The following is a 23,999-nucleotide window of genomic DNA, read 5'->3' on the forward strand; positions in this document are numbered from 1 at the left end:
TTGGAAAATAAATCCGAATAATAGAGTGATCAAGTAATTATTTTATTTATTTTTGCCAAAGTTAATATTAATTTACACTTTACAGTACTATGAAGACTAAACTCACTTTACTTATTGTATTTTGCCTTTGTGTGCAAAGTATGCAACTTTTGGCTCAACGAAAAGCCGATCAGATTATTCCTTTTGACCAAACAATCGAAACTATCCTTCTGAACCCGTTCACCGGAAGTGTCATCGTTAAGGAAAAAGATGCCGTACAGAGCTACGATCCGGAATCGAATAAAATAGAATGGAGAATTACAAAAGCCGAACTGATAAAAGTAGATAAATTCGCAGATGTGGCAGAGATGGCCGATCTGGGGCTGAGTCTGGCTAATGCGGATTTTAGTAAGTTGCTGGAAAGCAAGAAAGACGAGATCAGATTCATTCCTAATTCTCCTTTTGTTTCGCTGAATATTGAAGGAATAGACATTATTATCAATTCTACTGACGGGAAGGTTGTCTTCAATTCGGGCAATCTTGGATACAGCCTTCTGCAATCCGAATATATGCCATATGATAAGGCTTTCCTGCTGACAGTGGTAAATAAAAATCAGTATGGCTGTGTATATTACGATCTGGTATCGGGTACTCAGAAATGGATGACTGAGTTGGCATCTATGGATTCGTTCCTGAAATCGCTGGGCAGCCTCCTTACCTTCTGGAAAGAAAGCGATAATCCGCAGGATAAGGTTTTTACAACAGACAATAATATATTCGCATCTATAAACGGTACGCTGTATAATCTGGCGAAGAATGATGGAAAACTTTTGTGGCAGACAGACTTTAAAGTAACGGATTTTATCCTGTCCGATAATCTGGCAAATGTGATTACAATGCGCAAATCAGGCAACCTGTTTTCATCTAAAGTAGCCCTTAACCTGTTAGATGCAAATACGGGAAATAAACTGTGGAAAGATGATATTACTACCAAATATATATCGTATATCGAAGATGCAGGCGATAAGGTGCTGGTAGCACATGCCAGCGGATTCAACTTTTATTCGTATGCAGATGGAAAGAAAGTTTGGAAAAAGGATGCTAAAGGGAATAAGATCAAACAGGTGATACCTGTAGGTGACGACTATCTGTATGTAGCAGATAAGGAAATGAACCTTATTGACAAAAATGGAGCTAACAAATGGAAGAAGTTTATTGAGATCTGCGATAATGACGAGGACGAAGTATATTACCTTGGTAAAGTTGATAACAACAGAGTATTTTATCTGACAGATACTTATGGTAATATGGTGGACTATACTACCGGAAAGAAAATCTGGAAGAAGAATATAGAGTTCGATAAGAAACGTCCGTTGCTATACAGTTACGACGAAAATAAGAACGTTTATCTGGCATACAACGATAAGAAGCTTTACCGTTTCGACCCGAATGCAAAATCGGAAGACAAACCCGAAGCTTTTGCCAAGCTAAAAGAGATAAAAGACGACAAGACTATGTCGAATATCGAACTGTTCGATTGGGGTGTTTCCTTGGTTGGAGAGAATGATGTGATCGGCGTTTCTTTTGATGGCGAGACTAAGTATCACCGCATTTATAAAGATCCGGGAGCAAAGAAACGTAATATGTTTGCGATAGGACGAACTGTTGCCTCACTGGGTTCTACTGCACTTGCAGGAACAAGAGCTACGCAAATGTTTGGTAATATGGGTAAGGGGCAGGGGCCGTCTACAGCCGATAAAGCTATAATAGGGGGTGCCAGTGCAATGGCAGGAATAGTAAACAATTCGGCATTGGATAAGTATCAACAACGTTTCTTAGCTCTCAAAGCGAATAACGAGTACGCATTTGTAATGGATAGAGCAGAAGGTGGCGGAGTGCAACTGGTTAAAGTCCGTAAGAATGATGGTGAAGAAGTTGATAAAATACTTGTAGATAATGAGAAGCCTATATATGAGGTAGATCCTGTTTCCGATAATGTATATTATGTGAAAGGAAAGGAAATGTGGGTATATAGCAAGAAATGATAGTAAAAGAGCGGCTCTCATACGAAAGCCGCTCTTTTTATATTATAAGAGAAGAATTAATTACAATCCTTTTTCGCTCAGGTATCTTTCGGCTTCTATAGCTGCCTGACAACCGCTTCCCGCTGCTGTGATAGCCTGACGATAATGTGGGTCGGCAACGTCTCCGGCTGCAAATACACCTTCTATACATGTTCTCGGTGTACCCGGAGTAGTAAGGATATAACCTACCGAATCGAGGTTCAGTTGGTCTTTGAATATATCGGTATTCGGACTATGTCCTATGGCTAGGAAGAATCCGTCTATCTTGATGTCGAATTTTTCTTCGTTCGGTTCGCCCATGTGTTTTACAATGTGTGCACCTTCTACACCATTGTCCCCGAAGAGGCCTACAGCATTACATTCAAACAATACCTCTATCTTAGGGTTTTGCATTGCTCTGTCCTGCATTACTTTCGATGCACGAAGGTATGGCTTGCGTACGATCAGATATACTTTCTCAGCCAGTCCTGACAAGTAGATAGCTTCTTCGCAGGCTGTGTCTCCACCTCCTACTACGGCTACTACCTTTTTGCGGTAGAAGAATCCGTCGCAGGTAGCACAGGCCGATACCCCCATCCCTGCATATTTGGCTTCATCGGGCAGTCCCAGATATTTGGCGCTGGCTCCGGTGGCAATGATTACCGTATCGGTCTCTATTGTCTTTTCTCCGTCGATCACTACCTTTCGTGGATAAGCAGTGAAGTCGACAGCAGTGGCTATACCGAAACGGATATCAGCACCGAAACGGATAGCTTGTTTTTTCAGGTCTTCCATCAGTTCGGTTCCTGTAATTCCTTCCGGATATCCGGGAAAGTTTTCTACCTCAGTAGTAGTTGTTAATTGTCCTCCGGGCTGAATGCCTTCATACAATACAGGGGCAAGGTTAGCCCGCGACGCATAGATAGCGGCAGTATAACCGGCAGGTCCTGAACCGATGATCAGGCAGCGTACTTTTTCATTCATATCGTAAGATTTATATGTTTTGTTTATATTTAGTGCAAATATATAGAAAATACTTATCGAGTCAAAGCATAGGTGTTTCTTATTTTTTATAGAAACATAAACAGAATCTATCTATCTGAGGTCTACTATTTCGGCTCTCGGATATTCTTTTTTATTGAATTGGAATGCCGCATCAGCTATGTTTGTTCCGGTTTGGTAACTCTTGATAGAGAGTATGTTCTCGATTCCGGATTTATCTATTGCTGTGATCTTCGAAAATGTGTTGTTTGCCTTATCCACTTCGACAATGACTTTGGTGAATTCCATGCCTTTTTTCTGAGGAGTCAGTTCTACCTCGTAAACAGTTCTGCCTGCTACCCTTTTTTCTCCCTTATATTTCAGGTCGAATCCTTTTTTGTAGATGTTAAACAGAGCAGAAGGGCTTATTGCCTGCAATTCGTCGCCGGTGGGGCTGCTGACATTGACTTCTTCGGTATCTTTTACATATACCCATTGGGTAGTGCCGTCAAACCATGTGATGGCATCGGGAACCTCTATTTTGAATTTATCCCCTTTCATATATGCCGTACCGTTTTGGCTATATGTAGTCTTGGCTTTAGTGTCTTTGGCATCCAGCGTAAACTTTGCTGTTACGGCTCCGGCTTTATTATAAGCATCGGAAGCCTTATCCAGTATCGAACGTGCGTCTTGGGCAGATGCTGCGGACACAAACGATATAAGCAGTAAGGCAATGAATAGTTTTGTTTTCATATCTATTTATTCTTATTTGTATACAAATATAGACAATTAATTACGGGAAAAGTTTAAAATAGGGTTTCTAAATAGGTGATAAAACTAGAGAGTAAAATAACCAGATCCTTTTGTACAGAAAGCGAATAAAGGAATTAAAAAGATAAGAAGCAGGCTCTTCCCTTTTATCATAGCCGGTTAATTAAACGAACTTAACTTCTGCTCCAAACTGTATTCATCGGCTATCAGTACATCGCGGGCTTTACTTCCCTGTGTAGGGCCTACTATGCCTGCTGCTTCCAGCTGATCCATCAGTCGTCCTGCGCGGTTATAGCCTATCGAGAACTTGCGTTGTATGAGCGATGTCGATCCCTGTTGATGCACCACTATCAAGCGTGCTGCTTCATCAAACAATGGGTCGCGGTCGTTGAGGTCGATGCTTCCAACTTTGTCTTCTCCCGCTTCTCCTACATACTCAGGCAACTCGAATGCATTGGCATATCCTTGCTGGCTGCCGATATACTGGGCGATACCCTCTACTTCCGGCGTATCAACAAAGGCACACTGGATACGCACCAGATCGCTGCCTTGCGAGAAGAGCATATCTCCGCGTCCGATGAGCTGGTTTGCCCCCGACATATCCAGTATGGTACGCGAGTCTATCTGCGAAGTCACGCGGAAAGCCATGCGGGCAGGGAAGTTCGCCTTTATCGTACCTGTGATGATGTTTGTTGTCGGACGCTGTGTAGCAATAACCATATGCATACCTACGGCACGCGCTTTCTGGGCAATACGTGCTATCGGCATTTCTATCTCTTTTCCGGCAGTCATTATCAGGTCGCCGAACTCGTCTATAATAATCACCAGATAAGGCAGGAAACGATGCCCTTTCAATGGGTTCAGGCGGCGTTTTCTGAATTTCTCGTTATACTCTTTTATATTTCTTACCCCTGCATTCATCAGTAGTTCGTAACGGTCGTCCATCTCTTTGGTCAGAGAGTTCAGGGTTTGCGTTACCTTCGATACATCGGTAATAATAGCTTTTTCGGCGTCCGGTAGTTTTGCCAGATAATGTTTTTCGATTCGCGAATAGATGTTGAACTCTACCATCTTCGGGTCTACCAGTACCATTTTCATCTCGGCCGGATGCTTTTTGTAAAGCAGTGATGTGATGATGGCATTAAGTCCAACCGATTTACCCTGTCCTGTTGCTCCTGCTACCAGTAAGTGCGGCATTTTGCAGAGGTCGAACATGAATATCTCGTTGGTTATGGTCTTGCCCAGTGCCACAGGTAGGTCGAACGTGCTTTCCTGAAACTTGCGCGAAGCAATTACCGATTGCATAGATACTATCTGTGGGTCTTTGTTCGGTACTTCTATTCCGATTGTACCTTTGCCCGGCATCGGGGCGATAATGCGGATACCCAACGCAGATAAGCTGAGGGCAATGTCGTCTTCCAGATTTTTTATTTTCGATATGCGTACACCCGCTTTCGGTACTATCTCGTACAGCGTAATGGTAGGTCCTACGGTTGCTTTTATGGACGTGATCTCTATACCATAGTTTTGCAGGGTAGTTATAATCCTGCTCTTATTGGCATTCTGCTCTTCCATGTCCACACCTTTTCCGGTGGTGTCATACACTTTCAGCAGTTCGGCAGAAGGGAAGTGGAAATTAGAAAGGTCTTTTGTCGGATCGTACTCTTCCATTTCTTCACCTTCGTCAAGTATGTCGTCTTCGAGCCCTTCAATTGGTGTGATATTATTGTTCCCGGGAGAAAACCCGTTTTTGCTGACAGGTTGTATAAACTCTTCGTCTTTAGGAACAACGATCTCGAAGTCCTGATCTACCTGCATAGATGTCGGTTTGGGTTCTTTTAACGGCTTAGGTGTTTTTACAGATAGTTCGATAGGCTCGGTAATATAGTCATCTTCTTCTGCAACATCTTCGGGCTTCTCTTTCTTCTTAAAGAAACTGAAAATGCTTTTCGATTCTTTTTCCGGTTCGCCCTGTTCATCCTCGTACAGGTTGTCTAATTCCGGATCGGACTCTGTTTCTGAATTCCTCTTAAGTGGATTTCTGAATAGCCCCCGAAAGAATTCCATTGATGCCTTTTTGGTAATGATAAGAAATATGATCAGTAAAAGCAGGATTACCATGACTGTTCCTGATTTACCTAAAGCAGCTTCAAGAAATTTTTCAATACCCATGCCATGACCACCTCCCCAAAATACACTGCTGCCGTCATTTGCTAAGCGTGAAATAAATGCACAGGTTATCGAACCCCAGATCATGGCGAAAGCTGTAAGTAAAAATGTGCGTATTGCTGATATGTTTATTACTCGCATGAGTTTCAATCCCATAAGGATAAAATATACAGGGATCAATAGAGAAAAGATTCCGAACCATTTGTTAATCAGTCGTTCGGCGATGAATGCACCAAGTACTCCTGTCCAGTTGCTTATCTGTTGTTTTTTTGAAATTAAATCAAAAAAGGAAATAAATTCAACTTTGCTCTGATCGGCTGCACCTGTGACGAAAAACGATATTTCGCCCAATAGTATATATGCTCCGATAAAAGCAAGGCAAACTCCGAGCAGGAACTTAGTCCGCTCCTTCTTTATAATCTCAATGAATGAGGTTGCCTTATTGTTTTGAGGTTTCTTTTTCTGTACAGTTTTTTTTGCCATATGGTGAAGTAAGCCAAAAGCTTCGTCCTTGTTTTTAGAAATGATATAATCTACAAATATAATGCTTTTTTATGAAGGTGTTCTCAGTGTGAACGTACGAAATCTTTATTATTTTTTTATTGGTTTATCTCACTAGTGTCCACTAAAAAAACAGATTCTTAATAATTGAATGAATTGGAATTATGAGTACTATTGATTTTCAGTATTTTAAAAAATTGAAATATTCAATTTTGACAATTAAGTACTAAGTGTAAATTCAAATCCGTTTACTCTAAAATAAATAATAAATTACTTATTATCAATTAAATACAGATGTTTGTGCGATTCTTAGTGGACACTAATGGGTTTATCTATAAGATGATGGGAATCATAAGTTATGAGTTATGAATGTAGAACTGCCCCATGTGTTCACTTAATTGAAAGAAAGCGATCTTTGAAAAATTATATATTTAAAGAATTTAAAGTTTAAAGATTGGAATTCCTGTCAGGAATGTAAGGTTTTAGTTAAAATTCACCTCACCCCGACCCTCTCCAAAGTGAGAGGGGGGTGCAAAGCCTCAAAAGGGAGCGAGTTTGTAGGGGCGAACCCATGTGTTCGCCCGAAGATTAAATAAGGGGCAGACACGCGGTTCAGACCCTACGAAAAACAGAAAATAATGCTAGCAAGCTAGTAGACTATAAACTAATAAACTAATAAACTTGTAAGGAATGTAAGGTTTTAGTTAAAATTAGTCTCACGCAATTGAAAATCGACGACGCGAAGGCGAGTCAAAGATGCTAAGGCGCAAAGAAAAATACTTGTAACTCGTAACTGCTCGTAGGGCAAAGTAACTTGTAACTATTGTAAGACTTTAGTTAAAAAGAAAATTAAAACTTATTAGATGGCTTTTGTAACACAATGGGTAGATGATATATAAATAAATATCATATTTTTGTATTATTGAAAAATATAACTTTAAACTATCAATCTTAGGAATGAAAACAAAAATGAATATAGGAGAGCGCATAAAGCAGCTACGCGAGGCTAAGTCCATCAGCATCGCAGAAATGGTAGAACGCTCAGGCCTGGATGGATTGCAGATAGAGACAATAGAGGAAACAGGCATACTGCCATCTCTGGCTCCGCTGATAAAGATAGCGCGTGTGCTGGGCGTCAGACTGGGAACTTTCCTAGATGACTACGATGAACTGGGACCTGTGGTATCGCGAAAGGAGCAGTTCGATAAGGCAATAAGTTTCTCTACGAAAGACACGTCTTCGCACAAACACATGGACTACTATTCGCTATCGGCTGCCAAATCGGGCAGACACATGGAACCGTTCGTGATCCAGATAGAACCTGTGCTGGAAGGTGTAGATTTTGTGCTTTCTACACACGAGGGAGAAGAATTTATTTACTGTCTCGAAGGAATTGTAGAAATCCAGTACGGTAATGAGACCTATCTGCTCGAAGAAGGAGACAGCATCTACTATGATTCTATTGTAGATCATCATGTACATGCAGGAGGCGAAGAAGGTGCTAAGGTACTGGCTGTAATTTACACTCCGGTATAAGTACCGGACATACTCTAAACTTTATATTTAACTTTTTATGCAACTGACAGACCGCACTCTGGGACAATGGCTCGAATACTGGGCGGAGAAAACACCCGATAAAGAATACATCGTATATTCTGACAGAGACCTTCGTTTTACTTGGAAACAGTTTAACGAGCGTGTAGACAATATGGCTAAAGGACTATTGGCTATAGGACTGAAACCGGGCGACCATATGGGCATCTGGGCGACTAATGTACCCGACTGGCTCACATTCCTGTATGCCGGAGCCAAGATAGGCGTGGTACTGGTTACCATCAATACGAACTATAAGCAACACGAACTGGAGTATATAATCGAGAATGCAGACATCGACACGCTCTGCATTACCGAAGGTGTTTTCGATGGCAGCTATATAGACATGGTGTATGAAATGGCACCGGAACTGAAAACAACACAACGCGGTTATCTGAAAAGCCCTCGTTTCCCTCGTCTGAGAAACGTAGTATTTATCGGACAGGAAAAATACAGGGGAATGTACAATACAGCCGAGATACTGCTATTAGGCAAGAACGTTTCGTCTGATGCATTGAATGAGGCTAAGGCTTCAGTTAACTGTCATGATGTGGTAAATATGCAATATACGTCGGGAACGACAGGCTTCCCCAAAGGCGTAATGTTGACGCATCACAATATAACCAATAACGGCTTCTTCACAGGCGAAGCTATGAACTTTACCCAAGATGATAAGCTATGCATCTGTGTCCCGTTATTCCACTGCTTTGGTATCACGCTTGCCACAATGAACTGCCTTACACATGGTTCTACTCAGGTGATGGTAGAACGTTTCGATCCGCTGGTCGTACTGGCTTCGGTTCACAAAGAGCGTTGTACTGCACTGTATGGGGTGCCGACAATGTTTATAGCCGAATTGAATCATCCGATGTTCAGTATGTTCGATGTCAGTTCGCTACGCACAGGCATCATGGCTGGGGCATTGTGCCCTATAGAACTTATGCGGCAGGTTACGGAAAAACTGCATATAACGCATATAACAAGTGTTTACGGACTGACGGAATCGTCTCCGGGCATGACGCATTCTACGATAGAGGACTCCTTTGAGGCACGTTGTACAACTGTTGGCAAGGAGTATCCTTTCACCGAAGTAAAGATAGTGAATCCCGATACCGGAGAAGAGTGTGCTGTGGGTGAACAAGGCGAAGTATGCTGTCGCGGCTATCTGGTAATGAAAGGCTACTACAAAAACCCACAGGCTACGGCCGAAGTGATCGACAAAGACGGTTGGCTGCATTCGGGCGATCTGGGAGTAAAAGACGAGAATGGCTATTTCCGTATTACGGGACGTATAAAGGATATGATCATACGCGGAGGAGAGAACATCTATCCACGCGAGATAGAAGAGTTCCTTTACCACCTGCAAGGAATTAAAGACATACAGGTTGTCGGCATTCCTTCGCCCAAATATGGCGAACAGGTAGGGGCATTCATTATCTTGCAAGACGGAGCGACCTTACAACCCGAAGATGTAAAAGACTTCTGTCGCGGACAGATTGCCCGCCACAAGATACCTAAGTATATCTTCTTTGTAGATGAATTTCCGCTTACAGGCAGCGGCAAGATACAAAAGTTCAAGCTAAAAGATATAGGGTTGGAGCTTCTGAAAAGGGACGGGATAGAGGTGTTATAGCCACCTCTATCGCTATCCCTTAATATTTAAGGGGTATCCTCTTTTACACAACGCACTGCATTCCCCTGAGCTTTGGGAGCAGGCGTCTGAGTTGTGGGTAACGAAATGTCATGGTCGTAGAAAAAGAGGCGGTATGCAGTTGTAGCAATGTAAGGATTGCTGTAATTGCACCAGACATAGCCTACCAGATTATTCTTGCTTTTCATAACGATATTTCCGGACTCCGAATCTCTATATCCTGAATATGGATAATGACCGCCGGTATATTGTGTCCCTGGCGTGCTCCAGTCCAGTCCGTTCGTAACAGAAGTATATTCTCCTGAAACAGGCAATCCGGTCCAGGCATTCTGATTTGGCACTTTCCAGCCCTGCGGACAAGGGTCGTAGATACCTTTCTTGCCTCCCTCGTTGGTTACCCACAGATAATCGTTATATGCTCCGGTCGTGCTATACCAGTCCTTGTTTTTGTTATAGTAGAATGTAGATGGGTTGGTAAATGTGAGAGTCCTGTTGTCTGCTGAATTTGCAGGAACAGCCTCCTTTTTTATAACTGTCTGGCTATTATCTATCAGGTAAACAGGTCGTTCTATATTGTTATCGTCAGAGTCGTCTGACCCGGGGAAGGGGTCTTTGCGTCCCCATTGATATAACATACCCAGATTGAGGACATTAATGTTGTCTCTGCTTAGATATAGGGCACCAAGATTTCTGTCCATGAATATAATGGAACCATTTTTGCGTTGTCCGCTCTCTTCTTCGGGGTTATAGTTTGTTACCCATATATGCCAGCTCCATTTTATCTGTCCGGCTACTCTGATACCTACAATGGCATTACCATCGATATCATTGGCTTTGACTGTTATTCTCGATTGATGAGGCGATGTCCCCTGTACAAGAGATACTTCTTCTATCAGGTTAGGCTTGCTTTGCCATATGAGTTCAACTGTTGGCATTTCCATAGTGCTTAATGGAGTAAGGATTTCCTTTGCCCATACGGCATAGCCTTTTATTACAGATATTTCCAGTGTTTGGGCTTGTGGTAGGATATAAGAGTTGGGCAGAGAAAGTGCTCTGACGTCATTCAGATCACTGATCTCCGGATCAGGTCTGATAGGAGGTATTGGATTGGAACCGGACTTGGACATAACGTTTATCCATCTTTCTCCATTCCAGAAATAAAGTCCCGGATCCATGTTCGGGGCTACGCCCACATTATAAACAAGTAATCCGACACTCTCCCTCTTGTAATCTTGATAATAAGGATCGGTTGTTTTTGCAAATGGCTCTAATGTTTGCTCATCTACCAGTTGGGTACGAGGTAGTAACAAGCCACCTGAGGTACTTGTCTCATTATAGATGTCCGGATCTTTATCTTTTAGTTGCAGGAGGGCTGTTTTGCTTGGTGCAGCACCTAAGCCAATGGTAACCTGAGCATGAAGATCGCATAGTATAACAGGCTCGAATAAGAATAAGATTAATAGGGCATTAAAAACAGTTACTTTCATATGCGTACAATTTAAATATTAAAATTGAAACGCAGTTCTTGTGTTATTGAAGTCTGGGCATAAAGTATTACGTCACAAAAGTAAAAGAAAATTCATACCCCCCCAAAAATGGGAGCAAAAAGATACTAAGTGAAAGTAGATTCATCACTTTACCAGATAGACACCGATCAATCTGCTATAAATATCCATTATAACAGATTGATCGATATACCTTCCGGTTATTCCAGCTCCAGACCGTAGGTCCTGCCCTTATCGACTGCAGGGACACCTGTTTTCATCCATACGGGTTCGGGTGCACCTTTCAGGTAGTGGTCGAAGAATTGTTGCAGGCGTATGCTCAAGTCTTTAGTATTCTTTCGCTCTTTCAGGTTGTGAGCCTCGTTGTTGTATTGCAGCATCCACACCGGTTTACCTAAGCGGCGTAACGCCATAAAGTACTCTATACCCTGATACCAAGGTACTGCACCGTCTTTATCGTTGTGCATTATCAGCAAAGGGGTCTGGACTTTATCTGCAAAGAATACAGGTGAGTTTTCCTTATACAGTTCCGGCGCTTCCCACATAGTAGCACCTATACGCGACTGGGTTTGCTCGTACTGGAACTGACGACTCATGCCTGTATCCCAACGGATACCGCCATAAGCACTGAACATATTAGATACCGGAGCTCCGGAACCGGCAGCCTTAAACATATTGGTACGTGTAACCAGATAAGCTACCTGATAACCACCCCAGCTCTGTCCCTGTATAGCCATATTATCTTTGTCTACCCAAGCGTTCTTTGCCATCATTTCAGCTCCTGACACGACACAGTTATAAGCATCGTTACCCGGATGTCCTGTAGTATAAATGATATCAGGCGTAAATACAATATATCCACGACTAACATAGAATGGTATGTTTATGATGGATCGGCTCGGTGCAGGCGGGAAGTACTGATACAGGTTATCGGTATGCTGCTCATAGAAATAGATCATCACAGGGTATTTCTTATTCGGGTCAAAATCTTCGGGCTTATATACAATTCCCTGTGTAGTCTTACCATCGAAGGTAGTCCACGAAACCAGTTCGGCTGTACCCCAGTTGTAATCCTTCATCTGAGGATTTATATCGGATAGTTTAGTTTCCTTCTTCCAAAGATCGGGGGTCACATACAGATTGGGCGATGTATTGAAGTTACTCTTGGTATAACAATAGATGTCCTGTTCTTTTGCCTTCACCGGATAATTATAGGTATATTTATCAATGGCAAGCTGTCTCAGTTTTGATTTAGCATCCAGTTCATAGAAGCCGTTTTCCTTAGTCGTATTATCGAAAGCAGACAACAGCAGTTTTTCGTCCGGCTTTATAAACCGACTCTCGGGATCTGTCTTTATATAGCGCAAAGTACGTTTCGTTTCCCGCCCTTCTCCTTTCGTCAGATTCTCGGGAGCTTTTACTCCTTGCGGATCGAGCTTCCATATATCGTAGGCATCATATACTAACAATGCCTCATCGTTCTCCATCCATCCTGCAATGCCATATGGATAAGGCAGCATCGGGGTATCTGTCTTTTCATTCCAGAAGTTAACGTCTAACTCATCAGTAAGACAGACCTCTTTTCCAGTGTTCATGGAATAGGCATAATACCTGCGGTCTTCCGTATTATACCATGCCAGATAATTTCCCTGAGGTGACAAGTTCTGACGCCCTTTCAAGCCTTTCTTGATCTGCTTCTGAGAATGATTATCCAGATTGAGCAACCAGACATCATTGGTAGAAGCTGCCCATACATCCCACTGCGACTCGAGGATATAGTTTAGGTTAGATGTTCCTACAGCATAACGTCCGTTATTCTCATCGGAGATAACTACCTCCGGCATATCTTCTGTTGCCAACTGGTAGAACTTATTCCCGTTATCCAGATCGATGTATGAAAGGTATGTCTGCTTCAGTTTCTTATCTTTCTGCACAAGCTGCATCGGCTGTATCAGTGGTTCTTTCCAATGCCATATATCGAGTTGAGCCTTTTCAAAATCGGGTATCGTAGTATCTTTCGGCAACTGCATCGGCGCAATACCAAGTAGCAGACGTTTCTCATTCTTACTGAATACAGGATTGTAGTTCTCACTTACATTCCATTTATCAGGCATGCCTGCTTTAGCCTTATCTGCCACTATCATTGCAGAATCTAAAGTTGAATTGAAATAATACAAACTATAGTCCTTCACCTCCTTTTTCAGACTATCTGCCGTAGCGAGGAAGGTCAATTTATTACCCGACTCGGACAAAGCCAATCCTTTATACGTAGTCTTCCCTGTAGAGATTGTTCGTTTGGCATAGTTAGCCAAATCTATATACAATACACCCGGCTTGTTAACGCTATCTTTCGCCGCAGGCTTTAAGATAGTTGCAAAGCCTTTGCCGTTACGGCTGAAAACATACTCGGTCGCATTCTTTATCGTATCTTCTTTCGAGGTGAGGATATTGCGCAATATCAGCGAATAAGCCTTCACTTCTTTCTTGTCCTTTACCTTTAGCGTATCATCGTATGTATAGGCTATGTAGTCAGAGAAGTCTTTACCTGTTTTATAGGTTTTAACATTCGGGATTTTGGTTATGGTAAACTTATCGAGAACTACGATTGCCAGCGAATCTTTAGGCATCTTCTCATCGGCGGTCTTCTTTATCTTCGCCTGACGGGTAACTGCAAAAGGTGCTTTGATCTGTACAATGATATGCTTCTGATCGGGAGCAACAGAGTAGGTCGAACCACGCGGAACAACAAGTTCCCGCAAGGTTTTCAGATCACGTATCAATAGATAATCGTCACCCTCCTGTTCTTTTACTACTGCGGCGGAATACTTCCCGTCGTTGGTTACACTGATATTGGATATACTCTTCCACGAATCGTAGACGGAATGATCCAAGACTTTCTTTTGTGCCATTCCCGGCAGGGCTGTAAATATAGCCAAACCGAGAATAACACTCTTGATATGTGTTTTTCCTGCCATAACAATAAGGTTTTATAATGTAGGATTACGCCTCTTCGCCGTATTCCATTAAATAAGCTTTGATAAAATCATCGAGGTCACCATCCATCACAGCATTTACATTCGATGTCTGATAATTGGTGCGGTGATCTTTCACCCGGCGGTCGTCGAATACATAACTACGTATCTGCGAACCCCATTCGATTTTCTTCTTGCCGGCTTCTATCTTCGACTGCTCACGACTGCGTCTTTCCAACTCCATTTCGTAGAGTTGCGACTTCAGCAAACGTATAGCATTGTCTTTATTTCCAAACTGGGAACGGCTTTCTGTATTCTCTATAACAATCTCCTTTTCTTCACCGGTCTCAGGGTCTTTGTATTTGTAGTGCAAACGAACGCCTGTTTCTACCTTATTCACATTCTGGCCTCCTGCTCCACTGGAACGGAAAGTGTCCCATGTGATATCGGACTGATTAACATCTATTTCGATGCTGTCGTCCACTAATGGCACGATAAACACCGAAGCAAATGATGTCATACGCTTGCCCTGAGCATTATAGGGTGAAACGCGTACAAGGCGGTGCACACCGTTTTCCGACTTGAGGTAACCATAAGCATATTCGCCTTCCACCTGTAATGTAGCCGTTTTAATACCAGCCTCGTCTCCGTCCTGCCAGTTGGTAATAGTCGTTTTATATCCTTTATCTTCGCACCAGCGCTGATACATACGAAACAGCATGGATGCCCAGTCCTGACCTTCTGTTCCGCCAGCGCCACTATTTATTTTCAGTACGGCTCCAAGCTTATCCTCTTCGCGGCGAAGCATATTTTTAAGCTCGAGGTTCTCTACCAATTTAAGGGCTTCATTGTAGGCAGCATCAACTTCTTCTTCGGAAGTTACGCCTTCTTTCAGGAAATCGTAGGCAAGTTGCAGTTCGTCTACTCCTGCTTTTACTTCAGTATAGCCTTCTATCCACCCTTTCAGACCGCGTATGATCTTCATCTGAGCTTCGGCGGCTTTATTATCGTCCCAGAATCCGGGAGCCTGAGTTCTCAGTTCCTCTTCTTCGAGTTGTATTTTCTTTGCATCGACGTCAAAGATGCCTCCTCAACGCATCCTCGCGTTCCAACACTTCTTTGAGTTGGTCTGATGTAATCATAAGTTACCTTTTAAGTTAGTTAATAAATCAAGCTGCAAATGTATGAAAAAAGAAAGAGTTATCAATCTTTGTATAGTGAAATATGCGGATATACTACTTTAAAAATACAACGAATAGACAGGTGTTAATTAACATATTGAAAGGCTGTTTATTGAAGTTATTTCTTAATTTTGAAACATCAAGAAAACACGATAAGGTAATTCTCAAAAGGATGTCCTTACATATTAGCAAACACATAAAACCTTAAGTCGATGCCTTTTATCATCATTATCCTTAGCTTAGCACTACTTATTGTGCTCATTTCCCGTTTTAAGGTCAATGCGTTCTTGTCTTTCCTCATTGTATCTATCCTTGCCGGAATAGCATTGGGGATACCATTAGAGAATCTGCCTAAATCTGTAAATAATGGCATTGCGGCAATAATGGGAGACCTCACCCTTATTATCGTATTGGGCGCAATGCTTGGTAAGTTGGTCGCTGAAAGTGGTGCAGCACAAAAGATCGCCGATGTAATGGTAAATGCTTTCGGCACGAAACATATCCAATGGGGATTGATGGTAACCGGATTTATTGTCGGCATCCCTTTATTTTATGGTATCGGGTTTATACTGCTAGTTCCGCTTATCTTTTCCATTGTATACAAATATAAGCTTCCGGCTGTCTATATCGGGTTACCAATGTTAGCTGCTTTATCTGTCACACATGGCTTTTTGCCACCACATCCTTCGCCTGTAGCATTGGTATCAATGTTTGAGGCAGACATGGGGCTTACCCTCATCTACGGTTTAGCTGTGGCTATTCCTTCCATTATACTTGCCGGTCCCGTCTTCTCAAAAACATTGAAGAATATCAAATCCGGGCCTGTAACCTTATTTGAACAAAAAGAGACAAACAACAATTACGGTACTCCGGGAAAGTTCAACAGTTTTATAACCGCAACACTTCCTGTTTTCCTGCTGATAATAGTGACTGTCATCCCTTACTGCTTTCCCAAGATGGGTGACACAACCAAATCTATCGTATCATTCGTTGGAGCACCATCTATCGTTATGTTACTTGCCGTTATTGTTGCCACATATTCATTAGGCATAAGTCAAGGACGAAAGATGAAAGATATAATGGAGGTTTATGGCGATGCAGTAAAAGACATTGCTATGATATTACTTATTATTGCCGGAGCCGGAATCTTTAAACAAATAATGGAAGACAGTGGAGTTAGTCAGGAGCTGGCCAATGTACTAAAACAATTGCCTATACATCCGCTTATCTTAGGATGGCTGATAGCTGCCATTATCAGAGGCTGCGTAGGCTCTGCTACCGTTGCCGCCCTTACTGCCGCAGGTGTTATTATGCCACTTGTTGCTCAAAGCGGTGTAAACCCGTGCCTGATGGTTTTATCTCTGGGTGCAGGTAGCTTAATGTTCTCTCATGTGAACGATGCGGGCTTCTGGATGTTTAAAGAGTACTTCAACCTGAGTATGAAGGACACGCTCAGATCATGGTCGGTTATGGAGGCAATAGTTTCCGTAATGGGACTATTGGGAGTCTTGCTATTGAGCCTTATTGTAAAATGAATTATATAAACTTAAACTATAAACATTATGAGTATGTACAATGCTGATGAACAATTCGCTAAACTGGGACTATCACTGCCCCCTGCCCCAGCACCAAAAGGAGTATATAAACCATGCCTGATCGATGGCAAGTATCTGTATCTGTCCGGACATGGACCAGTACAAGATGACAAGTCTTTGATTATCGGCCGTATCGGCAGAGAACTGACTCAGGAAGAAGGCAAGCATGCCGCACGACAGGTAGGACTAACCATGCTATCTACCATCAAAACAAATCTCGGCAGCCTCAATAAAGTGAAAAGAGTGATCAAGGTTCTAGGTATGGTAAACTGTGTACCTGAGTTTGAGTATCACCCATACATCATCAATGGATGTAGTGAACTATTTGCCGAAGTATGGGGTGAAGAGAACGGTGTAGGCACAAGAAGTGCTGTGGGCTTCGGTTCATTACCGGACAATATTCCTGTAGAAATAGAAGCTTTATTTGAACTATACTAAACCTACCCCAAGATTATGGCTGAATGGTATAAGATCAAAAACAAAGAGCAGATAGATTCTCCTGCATTAGTTATCTATCCCGACAGGGTGCAAGAGAATATCGACCTCTGCATTGAGATAGCTAAAGATGTAGACAAACTCCGCCCTCATGTGAAAACAAACAAGATGAGTGAGGTCTGCAACATGATGCTACAGTCCGGCATTACCAAGTTTAAATGTGCGACTATTGCCGAAGCCGAAATGCTGGCTATCATCGGAGCACCCGATATATTATTGGCTTACCAACCTGTAGGTCCTAAAACATCACGCTTACTGTCATTAGTTAAAGCATATCCGCTCAGCACCTTTTCCTGTCTTGTCGATAGCGAATCTAATGCGCAACAGATCGACTCGCTTTGCAAGAAGGAGAGAATAAAGTTAAATGTATATATCGACCTTAATGTCGGCATGAACCGCACAGGCATTTTGCCGGAAGGAGCGCTTTCGCTGGCAAGGAAGATCCTTGCTCTGGGTAACATCCACCTGACCGGAATACATGGCTATGACGGACACATACATGATGAGAATATAGGTGAGCGCAAGAAGGCCGGAGATAAGTCATTCGCCCTAGCAAAGAAAGTCTATGATGAAATAGCAGAATGGTGTCCTCAGCATTTAACAATGGTGATGGGAGGAACACCAACCTTCCCGGTACATATACACAGAGACAATGTAGAATGTAGCCCCGGCACATTTATATTTTGGGACTGGGGATACAAACATATGCTGAAGGACATGCCTTTCGAGTATGCTGCCCTTGTCATCTCCCGCGTTATCTCCATCATAGACAAGCATCATATTTGTATCGATTTAGGGCATAAGTCCGTTGCTGCGGAAAACCCTTTGCCTCGCGTCTACTTCCTGAATGCGCCGGAGGCTAAACCCATAGCACAAAGCGAAGAGCATCTTGTAGTGGAAGTGCCGGATAGCAGTAAGTATCACTTAGGTGATATCTTCTACGGAGTACCGGTACACATCTGCCCTACTGTGGCGCTATATGATAAAGCCTGTGTGATAATGAATAATAACAAGATCACATACTGGAATATAGTTGCCCGAAACCGTTCTATCAACTATTAGCATCATCCCTTTATTAATCACAAATACCGAAAAACCTTAAAAATGTCTAAACCACTTATTATAGATGCACATCTCGACCTGAGCATGAATGCTTTGGAATGGAACAGAGACCTCCGCTGGTCTGTAGATGAAATAAACGAAAGCGAAGCCGGTATGACCGACAAGCCCGACAGAGGCAATGCCACCACAACCCTACCCGAGCTAAGAAAAGGAAACATCGGACTGGTCGTAGCTACACAAATAGGACGTGTAGTGAGAGATAACAAAGGGCTTCCGGGTGCAGGATGGCACTCTCCCGAACAGGCATGGGCACAGACACAGGGACAACTGGCATGGTACCGCGAAATGGAACGGCTCGGCGAAATGGTAATGATAAAGAACCGCGCCGAACTGGATACACATCTGGCGCTATGGGCTAACGGAGAACCAAACGACAAGAAGCCTGTAGGCTATATATTAAGCCTCGAAGGCGCAGACTCCATTGTGACTCTCGACCATGTAGAAATAGCCTACAACTATGGGCTAAGAGCTATCGGCCCTGCGCATTACGGTCCGGGACGATATGCCAACGGTACTGATTCGTCAGGAAGGCTTAACGATATGGGCGTTGCCCTGCTGAAAGAAATGGATCGGCTTGGTATGATACTGGACGCCACTCATCTGAATGATGATGCTTTCTGGCATGCACTTGAAATATACAAAGGCAGCATCTGGGCAAGTCACAATAATTGCCGCAAATTTGTAAACCACAACCGCCAGTTCAGCGATGAGATGATAAAAGCGTTGATTGAACGAGATGCTGTTATCGGGATTGCTTTAGACGCGTGGATGATGGTTCCCAACTGGGTGCGTGGCGTATCGAATGCGAAAGACATGAACTGCAATCTGGAAATTATGGTAAACAATATTGACAATATTTGCCAGATTGCCGGCAATACAGATCATGCCGCTATAGGTAGTGATCTTGATGGTGCATTTGGTACAGAGCAATGCCCTTACGACCTGAAAACAATAGCCGACCTGCAAAAGGTACCATCGTTACTTAAAAACAGAGGCTATAGCGACGAAGACATCGAGAAAATAGCCAATGGCAACTGGATACGTTTTATGCGAAAAGCATTATAATCCAATAAATCAGACATTAAAGAAGGAACAGCGCTTTGCTCCTTCTTTTTTTTGTCATAAAAGATGAATCTAAAAATTCACATTACTTACATATCTTTTTCTTCAGGGAATATTTACCTTTGTTCCACTTTTTCAGAAAACAATATGAAGCAAGAATTAACATGGAGGGTAAGCCGTTTCGAGGAGCTTACAACAACAGAACTATATGATATACTGCATCTGCGCTGCAAAATATTCGTATTGGAGCAGGATGCGCCATATCTCGACATGGACTATAAAGATCAGAAAGCTCTGCACCTGCACGGATATATAGACGGTAGGCTGGTTGCATATTGCCGTCTGTTCAGAGCAGGTGATTATTTTAGCCAAGCCTGCATTGGGCGCGTAGTCGTTGCCACAGAGTTTCGCAAATACGGATATGGGCACGATTTGATGCGAAGAGCCATCGAACTGGAAGAATCAGCATTGGGAGAAACCAAAATCACTATCTCGGCACAGCAATACCTGAAAAAATTCTACGAAAGTCACGGCTTCAGGCAAACAAGTGAGATGTATCTGGAAGACGGGCTGCCACATATAGAGATGAAAAAAGAATAAAAAAGTCTTGGAGATTAAGATTTTAAATCATAAATTTGCAGCCCGAAAACAGAGAGGAGGTTTGATGATCTTTTGAACAAAACATATTCGACAAGAATAGGATGTCACAGCAAGTGATGTTCGGAAGATCGTTTATTATTACAAAGCAGCTGACTTAAATGTTTATACGAAAGGGATTCTAATCCCACTTGAAAAATGAATTTAACAACAAAAAAATAATACAAAAACAAATTATGATCATTGTTCCATTGAAAGAGGGCGAAAACATCGAAAAAGCCCTAAAAAAATTTAAAAGAAAATACGAAAAAACAGGTGTAGTAAAAGAGCTCAGAAGACGTCAGGAATTCCGCAAGCCGTCTGTAGTAAAGAGAGAGCAAAGATTGCATGCTGTTTATGTACAGGCAATGCACCGTTCGGAAGAATAAAAAAATAATTGTCTTTTTCGCATAATATTATTAACTTCGTCATTCAGGATTAAAACCCGGATGAATGATGCTGTTAATTGAGAAATATATCAAGTATCTCCGTTATGAAAAGAATTATTCTTTACATACGGAGATTTCTTATTCTGAGGATCTCCGTCAATTCGCCTGCTTCATCGCCGAGCATTTTCCTGATATAGAAATACAAGCTGTTGACAGCGATATCATCCGCATGTGGATAGTCTCACTTATGGAAAACAAAATATCGCCACGCTCGGTGAATCGCAAACTGAGTTCTTTGAAATCTTTTTACAGATATCTGCTACGGATAGGCGAAACAACAGCTAATCCTGCAAAAAAGGTAACAGGCCCAAAAACGACCAAGCCGCTTCCCGCTTTTGTAAGCAATGGCGACATGGACAGCATATTGGATGAGGTGCAAGAATCCGACTCGTTCGAATCAGCACGCGACCATCTGATGATAGAACTATTCTACACCACAGGCATCCGGCGTGCCGAACTGATTGGATTAAAAGACATCGACATCGATTTCAGCAACAAAACCATACTGGTTACCGGAAAACGCAACAAACAACGAGTCATCCCCATCAGCGACAATATACTATCGCAGATAAAGCAATACTTGGAAACAAGAAATAGCGAAACCGAAAACCAGTCGGGCTATTTGTTTGTTAAAAAAGACGGACAGCAACTTTACCCGATGCTGGCGCACCGCATAGTGACAGAAAAGCTGAAACAGATCCCTACACTATCGAAGACCAGCCCACATGTCCTGCGCCACACCTTTGCCACCGGCATGCTGAACAATGGCGCCGACATCAATGCGGTAAAAGAACTGCTGGGGCACTCCAGCCTTGCTGCAACAGAAATATATACGCACACTTCATTCGAAGAATTAAAGAAAATCTATAACAAGGCTCACCCAAGAGCCTAAAAATAAAAAGGAGGAAATATTATGAATATTGCAATTCAGTCAGTGCATTTTGATGCAACAACTCAATTAAAAGAGTTTATCGAAAAGAAATTGTCAAAACTGGACAAATTCTCAGATCAGATTGTAGACGCAGAAGTTATTCTGAAAGTAGTAAAACCCGAAGTATCAAACAACAAAGAAGCATCAGTAAAACTTAACATCAAAAACGGAGAATTATTCGCGAACAAAGTGGCAGACACATTCGAAGAAGCAGTTGTGCAAAGCATAGAGGCTCTTGAAAAACAAGTATTGAAAGCCAAAGAAAAAACTCAAACAAAATAAAAACAAGAAACCCTTTGCTCTATATACATTAGAGGATTATGCCTCAAAAGAAAAAACAAGAGAAAAATAAATACGTAAAGTATTGTTATTCTAAAAAATAATTTCTAATTTTGTCGCCGTTTCGCTATTAAAAAAGCGGTAATAGCGGCAAAATTAGATTTTTACGCCTCTTTAGCTCAGTTGGCCAGAGCACGTGATTTGTAATCTCGGGGTCGTTGGTTCGAATCCGACAAGAGGCTCAGGTATAAGAAACAAGAAGTCCTGAATGGCCTATAAATCTAATGGTTGTAATATTCAGGCTTCGATCTTTTTTTATTTCTCTAAGATATACGTTTTTCATTAAAACATATATCCAAAAAGGATAAACACAAGATTATGCCAATGTAGCTCAGTGGTAGAGCACTTCCTTGGTAAGGAAGAGGTCACGGGTTCAAATCCCGTCATGGGCTCTGTATTTTAACTTACATGTTAGAAAGATTTTATTCGAATTGAATTAAATATTATACATTAACTAAATAATAGAAGATTAATTATGGCAAAAGAACATTTTAACCGGGCGAAACCGCACGTAAATATCGGTACAATCGGTCACGTTGACCATGGTAAAACTACTCTGACTGCTGCTATCACTAAAGTATTAGCTGACGCAGGACTTTCTCAAGCACGTTCGTTCGACTCTATCGACAACGCTCCTGAAGAAAAAGAACGTGGTATAACAATCAATACTTCTCACGTAGAATACGAAACAGCTAACCGTCACTACGCTCACGTTGACTGTCCTGGTCACGCGGACTACGTAAAAAACATGGTTACTGGTGCTGCTCAGATGGACGGTGCTATCATCGTAGTTGCTGCTACTGATGGTCCGATGCCTCAAACTCGTGAGCACATCCTTCTTGCTCGTCAGGTAAACGTACCAAGACTGGTTGTTTTCATGAACAAATGTGATATCGTTGAAGACGAAGAAATGTTGGAACTTGTAGAACTTGAAATGCGTGAGCTTCTTTCATTCTACGAATTCGACGGCGACAATACTCCGGTTATCCGCGGTTCTGCTCTTGGGGCATTGAACGGTGTTGAGCCTTGGGTTAGCCAGGTAATGGAGCTTATGAAGAATGTAGACGAATGGATTCCACTTCCTGAGCGCGACGTTGATAAACCATTCCTTATGCCAGTTGAAGACGTGTTCTCTATCACAGGTCGTGGTACAGTAGCAACAGGTCGTATCGAGACAGGTAAAATCAAAACTGGTGAAGAAGTTCAGATCATCGGTCTTGGAGCTGAAGCTAAAAAATCAGTTGTTACAGGAGTAGAAATGTTCCGTAAGATTCTTGACGACGGACAAGCCGGTGACAACGTAGGTCTTCTCCTTCGTGGTATCGATAAAGAAGAAATCAAACGTGGTATGGTAATCACTCACCCGGGAAAAATCACTCCTCACACTAAGATCAAAGCTGAGGTGTATATCCTGAAAAAAGAAGAAGGTGGACGTCACACTCCATTCCACAACAAATATCGTCCTCAGTTCTACCTGCGTACGCTTGACGTTACTGGTGAAATCACTCTTCCTGAAGGAACAGACATGGTTATGCCTGGTGACAACTTGACTATCACAGTAGATCTTATCTACCCGGTTGCTTGTAATGTAGGTCTTCGTTTCGCTATCCGCGAAGGTGGACGTACAGTAGGTGCTGGTCAGATAACAGAAGTACTAGGATAATAAAAATTCAATCATAATAAAGTCGGTTTGCAATATGACCGACTTTATAATCTACGGGCGTAGTTCAGTGGTAGAGCGTTGGTCTCCAAAACCAAATGTCGGGAGTTCGAATCTCTCCGCCCGTGCTAAAACAACTCAGGTGAGTGATGAAAAAAATAATTAACTATATCAAAGATTCTTATAACGAACTTGTATATAAGGTATCTTGGCCGTCTCGGGCAGAATTAACCAACAGCGCTGTTATTGTCATGATCGCTTCCATTATTATGGCATTAGTAGTATGGGGGGTTGATTCGGCTTTCGAAAATCTGATCAAGAAGGTATTCTATGGTCTGTAATAT

Annotated in this window: 19 protein-coding genes and 3 tRNA genes; 16 read left to right on the top strand and 6 right to left on the bottom strand. The window is 42.3% G+C overall.

The window, feature by feature from the left end; all coding sequences use genetic code 11:
* The first annotated feature begins 89 nt into the window (after positions 1–89).
* Positions 90–2,024: a PQQ-binding-like beta-propeller repeat protein gene (locus M2448_RS01260; RefSeq protein WP_280644458.1), complete on the top strand. Its 1,935-nt coding sequence runs from the start codon at positions 90–92 to the stop codon at positions 2,022–2,024.
* A gap of 60 nt (positions 2,025–2,084) precedes the next feature.
* On the opposite strand, the gene trxB is transcribed toward M2448_RS01260, so the two are convergent.
* From trxB to M2448_RS01275, 3 genes are all read right to left on the bottom strand, one after another.
* On the bottom strand, positions 2,085–3,026 hold the full coding sequence (gene trxB / locus M2448_RS01265; protein ID WP_280644459.1) for a thioredoxin-disulfide reductase: 942 nt from the start codon (positions 3,024–3,026) through the stop codon (positions 2,085–2,087).
* Between the two features lie 111 nt (positions 3,027–3,137).
* Positions 3,138–3,776, bottom strand: coding sequence for a LolA-like putative outer membrane lipoprotein chaperone (locus tag M2448_RS01270; RefSeq protein ID WP_280644460.1), 639 nt, complete (start codon positions 3,774–3,776; stop codon positions 3,138–3,140).
* Between the two features lie 177 nt (positions 3,777–3,953).
* Entirely contained in the window at positions 3,954–6,446 is a 2,493-nt protein-coding gene (locus M2448_RS01275; protein ID WP_280644461.1) for a DNA translocase FtsK, read from the bottom strand.
* Between the two features lie 975 nt (positions 6,447–7,421).
* On the opposite strand from M2448_RS01275, the gene M2448_RS01280 reads away from it, so the two are divergent.
* Together M2448_RS01280 and M2448_RS01285 are read left to right on the top strand one after the other, a co-directional pair.
* Positions 7,422–8,000, top strand: a complete 579-nt coding sequence (locus M2448_RS01280) for a cupin domain-containing protein (protein WP_280644462.1) — start codon at positions 7,422–7,424, stop codon at positions 7,998–8,000.
* Positions 8,001–8,037: 37 nt separating this feature from the next.
* Positions 8,038–9,690, top strand: a complete 1,653-nt coding sequence (locus tag M2448_RS01285; protein WP_280644463.1) for an AMP-binding protein — start codon at positions 8,038–8,040, stop codon at positions 9,688–9,690.
* Positions 9,691–9,716: 26 nt separating this feature from the next.
* Here the strand turns inward: M2448_RS01285 and M2448_RS01290 are convergent, their stop codons facing one another.
* The 3 genes from M2448_RS01290 to prfB all read right to left on the bottom strand — a co-directional run bounded on the left by M2448_RS01290 (position 9,717) and on the right by prfB (position 15,327).
* Positions 9,717–11,195 (bottom strand): FISUMP domain-containing protein, encoded by a 1,479-nt coding sequence (locus M2448_RS01290; RefSeq protein ID WP_280644464.1) that lies wholly within the window; start codon positions 11,193–11,195, stop codon positions 9,717–9,719.
* Positions 11,196–11,413: 218 nt separating this feature from the next.
* A complete protein-coding gene (locus tag M2448_RS01295) occupies positions 11,414–14,188 on the bottom strand; it encodes a prolyl oligopeptidase family serine peptidase (RefSeq protein ID WP_280644465.1) in 2,775 nt (924 codons plus the stop codon).
* A 25-nt stretch (positions 14,189–14,213) separates the two neighbouring features.
* Positions 14,214–15,327, bottom strand: a protein-coding gene (gene prfB, locus M2448_RS01300; protein ID WP_280644466.1) for a peptide chain release factor 2 whose coding sequence is annotated in 2 segments (ribosomal slippage) — positions 14,214–15,263 and positions 15,265–15,327 — 1,113 coding nt in all. Because the reading frame shifts where the segments join, the coding sequence is not laid out codon by codon here.
* 251 nt (positions 15,328–15,578) lie between these two features.
* On the opposite strand from prfB, the gene M2448_RS01305 reads away from it, so the two are divergent.
* The 13 genes from M2448_RS01305 to secE all read left to right on the top strand — a co-directional run bounded on the left by M2448_RS01305 (position 15,579) and on the right by secE (position 23,996).
* Complete coding sequence (locus tag M2448_RS01305) at positions 15,579–16,901, top strand: gluconate:H+ symporter (RefSeq protein ID WP_280644467.1); 1,323 nt, start codon at positions 15,579–15,581, stop codon at positions 16,899–16,901.
* Positions 16,902–16,928: 27 nt separating this feature from the next.
* On the top strand, positions 16,929–17,399 hold the full coding sequence (locus M2448_RS01310) for a RidA family protein (protein WP_280644468.1): 471 nt from the start codon (positions 16,929–16,931) through the stop codon (positions 17,397–17,399).
* Between the two features lie 15 nt (positions 17,400–17,414).
* Positions 17,415–18,518 (top strand): D-TA family PLP-dependent enzyme, encoded by a 1,104-nt coding sequence (locus M2448_RS01315; protein WP_280644469.1) that lies wholly within the window; start codon positions 17,415–17,417, stop codon positions 18,516–18,518.
* Between the two features lie 42 nt (positions 18,519–18,560).
* Positions 18,561–19,643, top strand: coding sequence for a membrane dipeptidase (locus tag M2448_RS01320; protein WP_280644470.1), 1,083 nt, complete (start codon positions 18,561–18,563; stop codon positions 19,641–19,643).
* Between the two features lie 144 nt (positions 19,644–19,787).
* Positions 19,788–20,240, top strand: a complete 453-nt coding sequence (locus tag M2448_RS01325) for a GNAT family N-acetyltransferase (protein WP_280644471.1) — start codon at positions 19,788–19,790, stop codon at positions 20,238–20,240.
* 233 nt (positions 20,241–20,473) lie between these two features.
* On the top strand, positions 20,474–20,665 hold the full coding sequence (gene rpsU / locus M2448_RS01330) for a 30S ribosomal protein S21 (protein WP_006800211.1): 192 nt from the start codon (positions 20,474–20,476) through the stop codon (positions 20,663–20,665).
* 70 nt (positions 20,666–20,735) lie between these two features.
* On the top strand, positions 20,736–21,617 hold the full coding sequence (locus M2448_RS01335; protein WP_280644661.1) for a tyrosine recombinase XerC: 882 nt from the start codon (positions 20,736–20,738) through the stop codon (positions 21,615–21,617).
* Positions 21,618–21,638: 21 nt separating this feature from the next.
* Entirely contained in the window at positions 21,639–21,938 is a 300-nt protein-coding gene (gene raiA, locus M2448_RS01340) for a ribosome-associated translation inhibitor RaiA (RefSeq protein ID WP_280644472.1), read from the top strand.
* Positions 21,939–22,103: 165 nt separating this feature from the next.
* Positions 22,104–22,177: transfer RNA gene (locus M2448_RS01345), tRNA-Thr, on the top strand.
* A gap of 138 nt (positions 22,178–22,315) precedes the next feature.
* Positions 22,316–22,387, top strand: a tRNA-Thr gene (locus M2448_RS01350).
* 83 nt (positions 22,388–22,470) lie between these two features.
* The gene (gene tuf, locus M2448_RS01355) at positions 22,471–23,658 is read left to right on the top strand and encodes an elongation factor Tu (protein WP_280644473.1); all 1,188 of its coding nucleotides are present in this window, start codon (positions 22,471–22,473) and stop codon (positions 23,656–23,658) included.
* A 53-nt stretch (positions 23,659–23,711) separates the two neighbouring features.
* Positions 23,712–23,783 (top strand) — tRNA-Trp (locus M2448_RS01360).
* A gap of 21 nt (positions 23,784–23,804) precedes the next feature.
* Positions 23,805–23,996, top strand: coding sequence for a preprotein translocase subunit SecE (secE, locus tag M2448_RS01365; protein ID WP_280644474.1), 192 nt, complete (start codon positions 23,805–23,807; stop codon positions 23,994–23,996).
* Positions 23,997–23,999: the final 3 nt, after the last annotated feature.

Source organism: Dysgonomonas sp. PF1-14, assembly GCF_029892965.1.
In the GTDB taxonomy this organism is placed as follows: Bacteria; Bacteroidota; Bacteroidia; order Bacteroidales; family Dysgonomonadaceae; genus Dysgonomonas.

What these genes read in the sequence shown, in the direction of transcription:
- M2448_RS01285 (WP_280644463.1), top strand. Translation starts at nt 8,038, where the DNA reads ATGCAACTGACAGACCGCACTCTGGGACAATGGCTCGAATACTGGGCG.
- M2448_RS01260 (WP_280644458.1), top strand. Translation starts at nt 90, where the DNA reads ATGAAGACTAAACTCACTTTACTTATTGTATTTTGCCTTTGTGTGCAA.
- raiA (WP_280644472.1), top strand. Translation starts at nt 21,639, where the DNA reads ATGAATATTGCAATTCAGTCAGTGCATTTTGATGCAACAACTCAATTA.
- tuf (WP_280644473.1), top strand. Translation starts at nt 22,471, where the DNA reads ATGGCAAAAGAACATTTTAACCGGGCGAAACCGCACGTAAATATCGGT.
- M2448_RS01280 (WP_280644462.1), top strand. Translation starts at nt 7,422, where the DNA reads ATGAAAACAAAAATGAATATAGGAGAGCGCATAAAGCAGCTACGCGAG.
- trxB (WP_280644459.1), bottom strand. Translation starts at nt 3,026, where the DNA reads ATGAATGAAAAAGTACGCTGCCTGATCATCGGTTCAGGACCTGCCGGT.
- M2448_RS01270 (WP_280644460.1), bottom strand. Translation starts at nt 3,776, where the DNA reads ATGAAAACAAAACTATTCATTGCCTTACTGCTTATATCGTTTGTGTCC.
- M2448_RS01275 (WP_280644461.1), bottom strand. Translation starts at nt 6,446, where the DNA reads ATGGCAAAAAAAACTGTACAGAAAAAGAAACCTCAAAACAATAAGGCA.
- M2448_RS01290 (WP_280644464.1), bottom strand. Translation starts at nt 11,195, where the DNA reads ATGAAAGTAACTGTTTTTAATGCCCTATTAATCTTATTCTTATTCGAG.
- M2448_RS01305 (WP_280644467.1), top strand. Translation starts at nt 15,579, where the DNA reads ATGCCTTTTATCATCATTATCCTTAGCTTAGCACTACTTATTGTGCTC.
- M2448_RS01325 (WP_280644471.1), top strand. Translation starts at nt 19,788, where the DNA reads ATGAAGCAAGAATTAACATGGAGGGTAAGCCGTTTCGAGGAGCTTACA.
- M2448_RS01295 (WP_280644465.1), bottom strand. Translation starts at nt 14,188, where the DNA reads ATGGCAGGAAAAACACATATCAAGAGTGTTATTCTCGGTTTGGCTATA.
- M2448_RS01315 (WP_280644469.1), top strand. Translation starts at nt 17,415, where the DNA reads ATGGCTGAATGGTATAAGATCAAAAACAAAGAGCAGATAGATTCTCCT.
- secE (WP_280644474.1), top strand. Translation starts at nt 23,805, where the DNA reads ATGAAAAAAATAATTAACTATATCAAAGATTCTTATAACGAACTTGTA.
- rpsU (WP_006800211.1), top strand. Translation starts at nt 20,474, where the DNA reads ATGATCATTGTTCCATTGAAAGAGGGCGAAAACATCGAAAAAGCCCTA.
- M2448_RS01310 (WP_280644468.1), top strand. Translation starts at nt 16,929, where the DNA reads ATGAGTATGTACAATGCTGATGAACAATTCGCTAAACTGGGACTATCA.
- M2448_RS01320 (WP_280644470.1), top strand. Translation starts at nt 18,561, where the DNA reads ATGTCTAAACCACTTATTATAGATGCACATCTCGACCTGAGCATGAAT.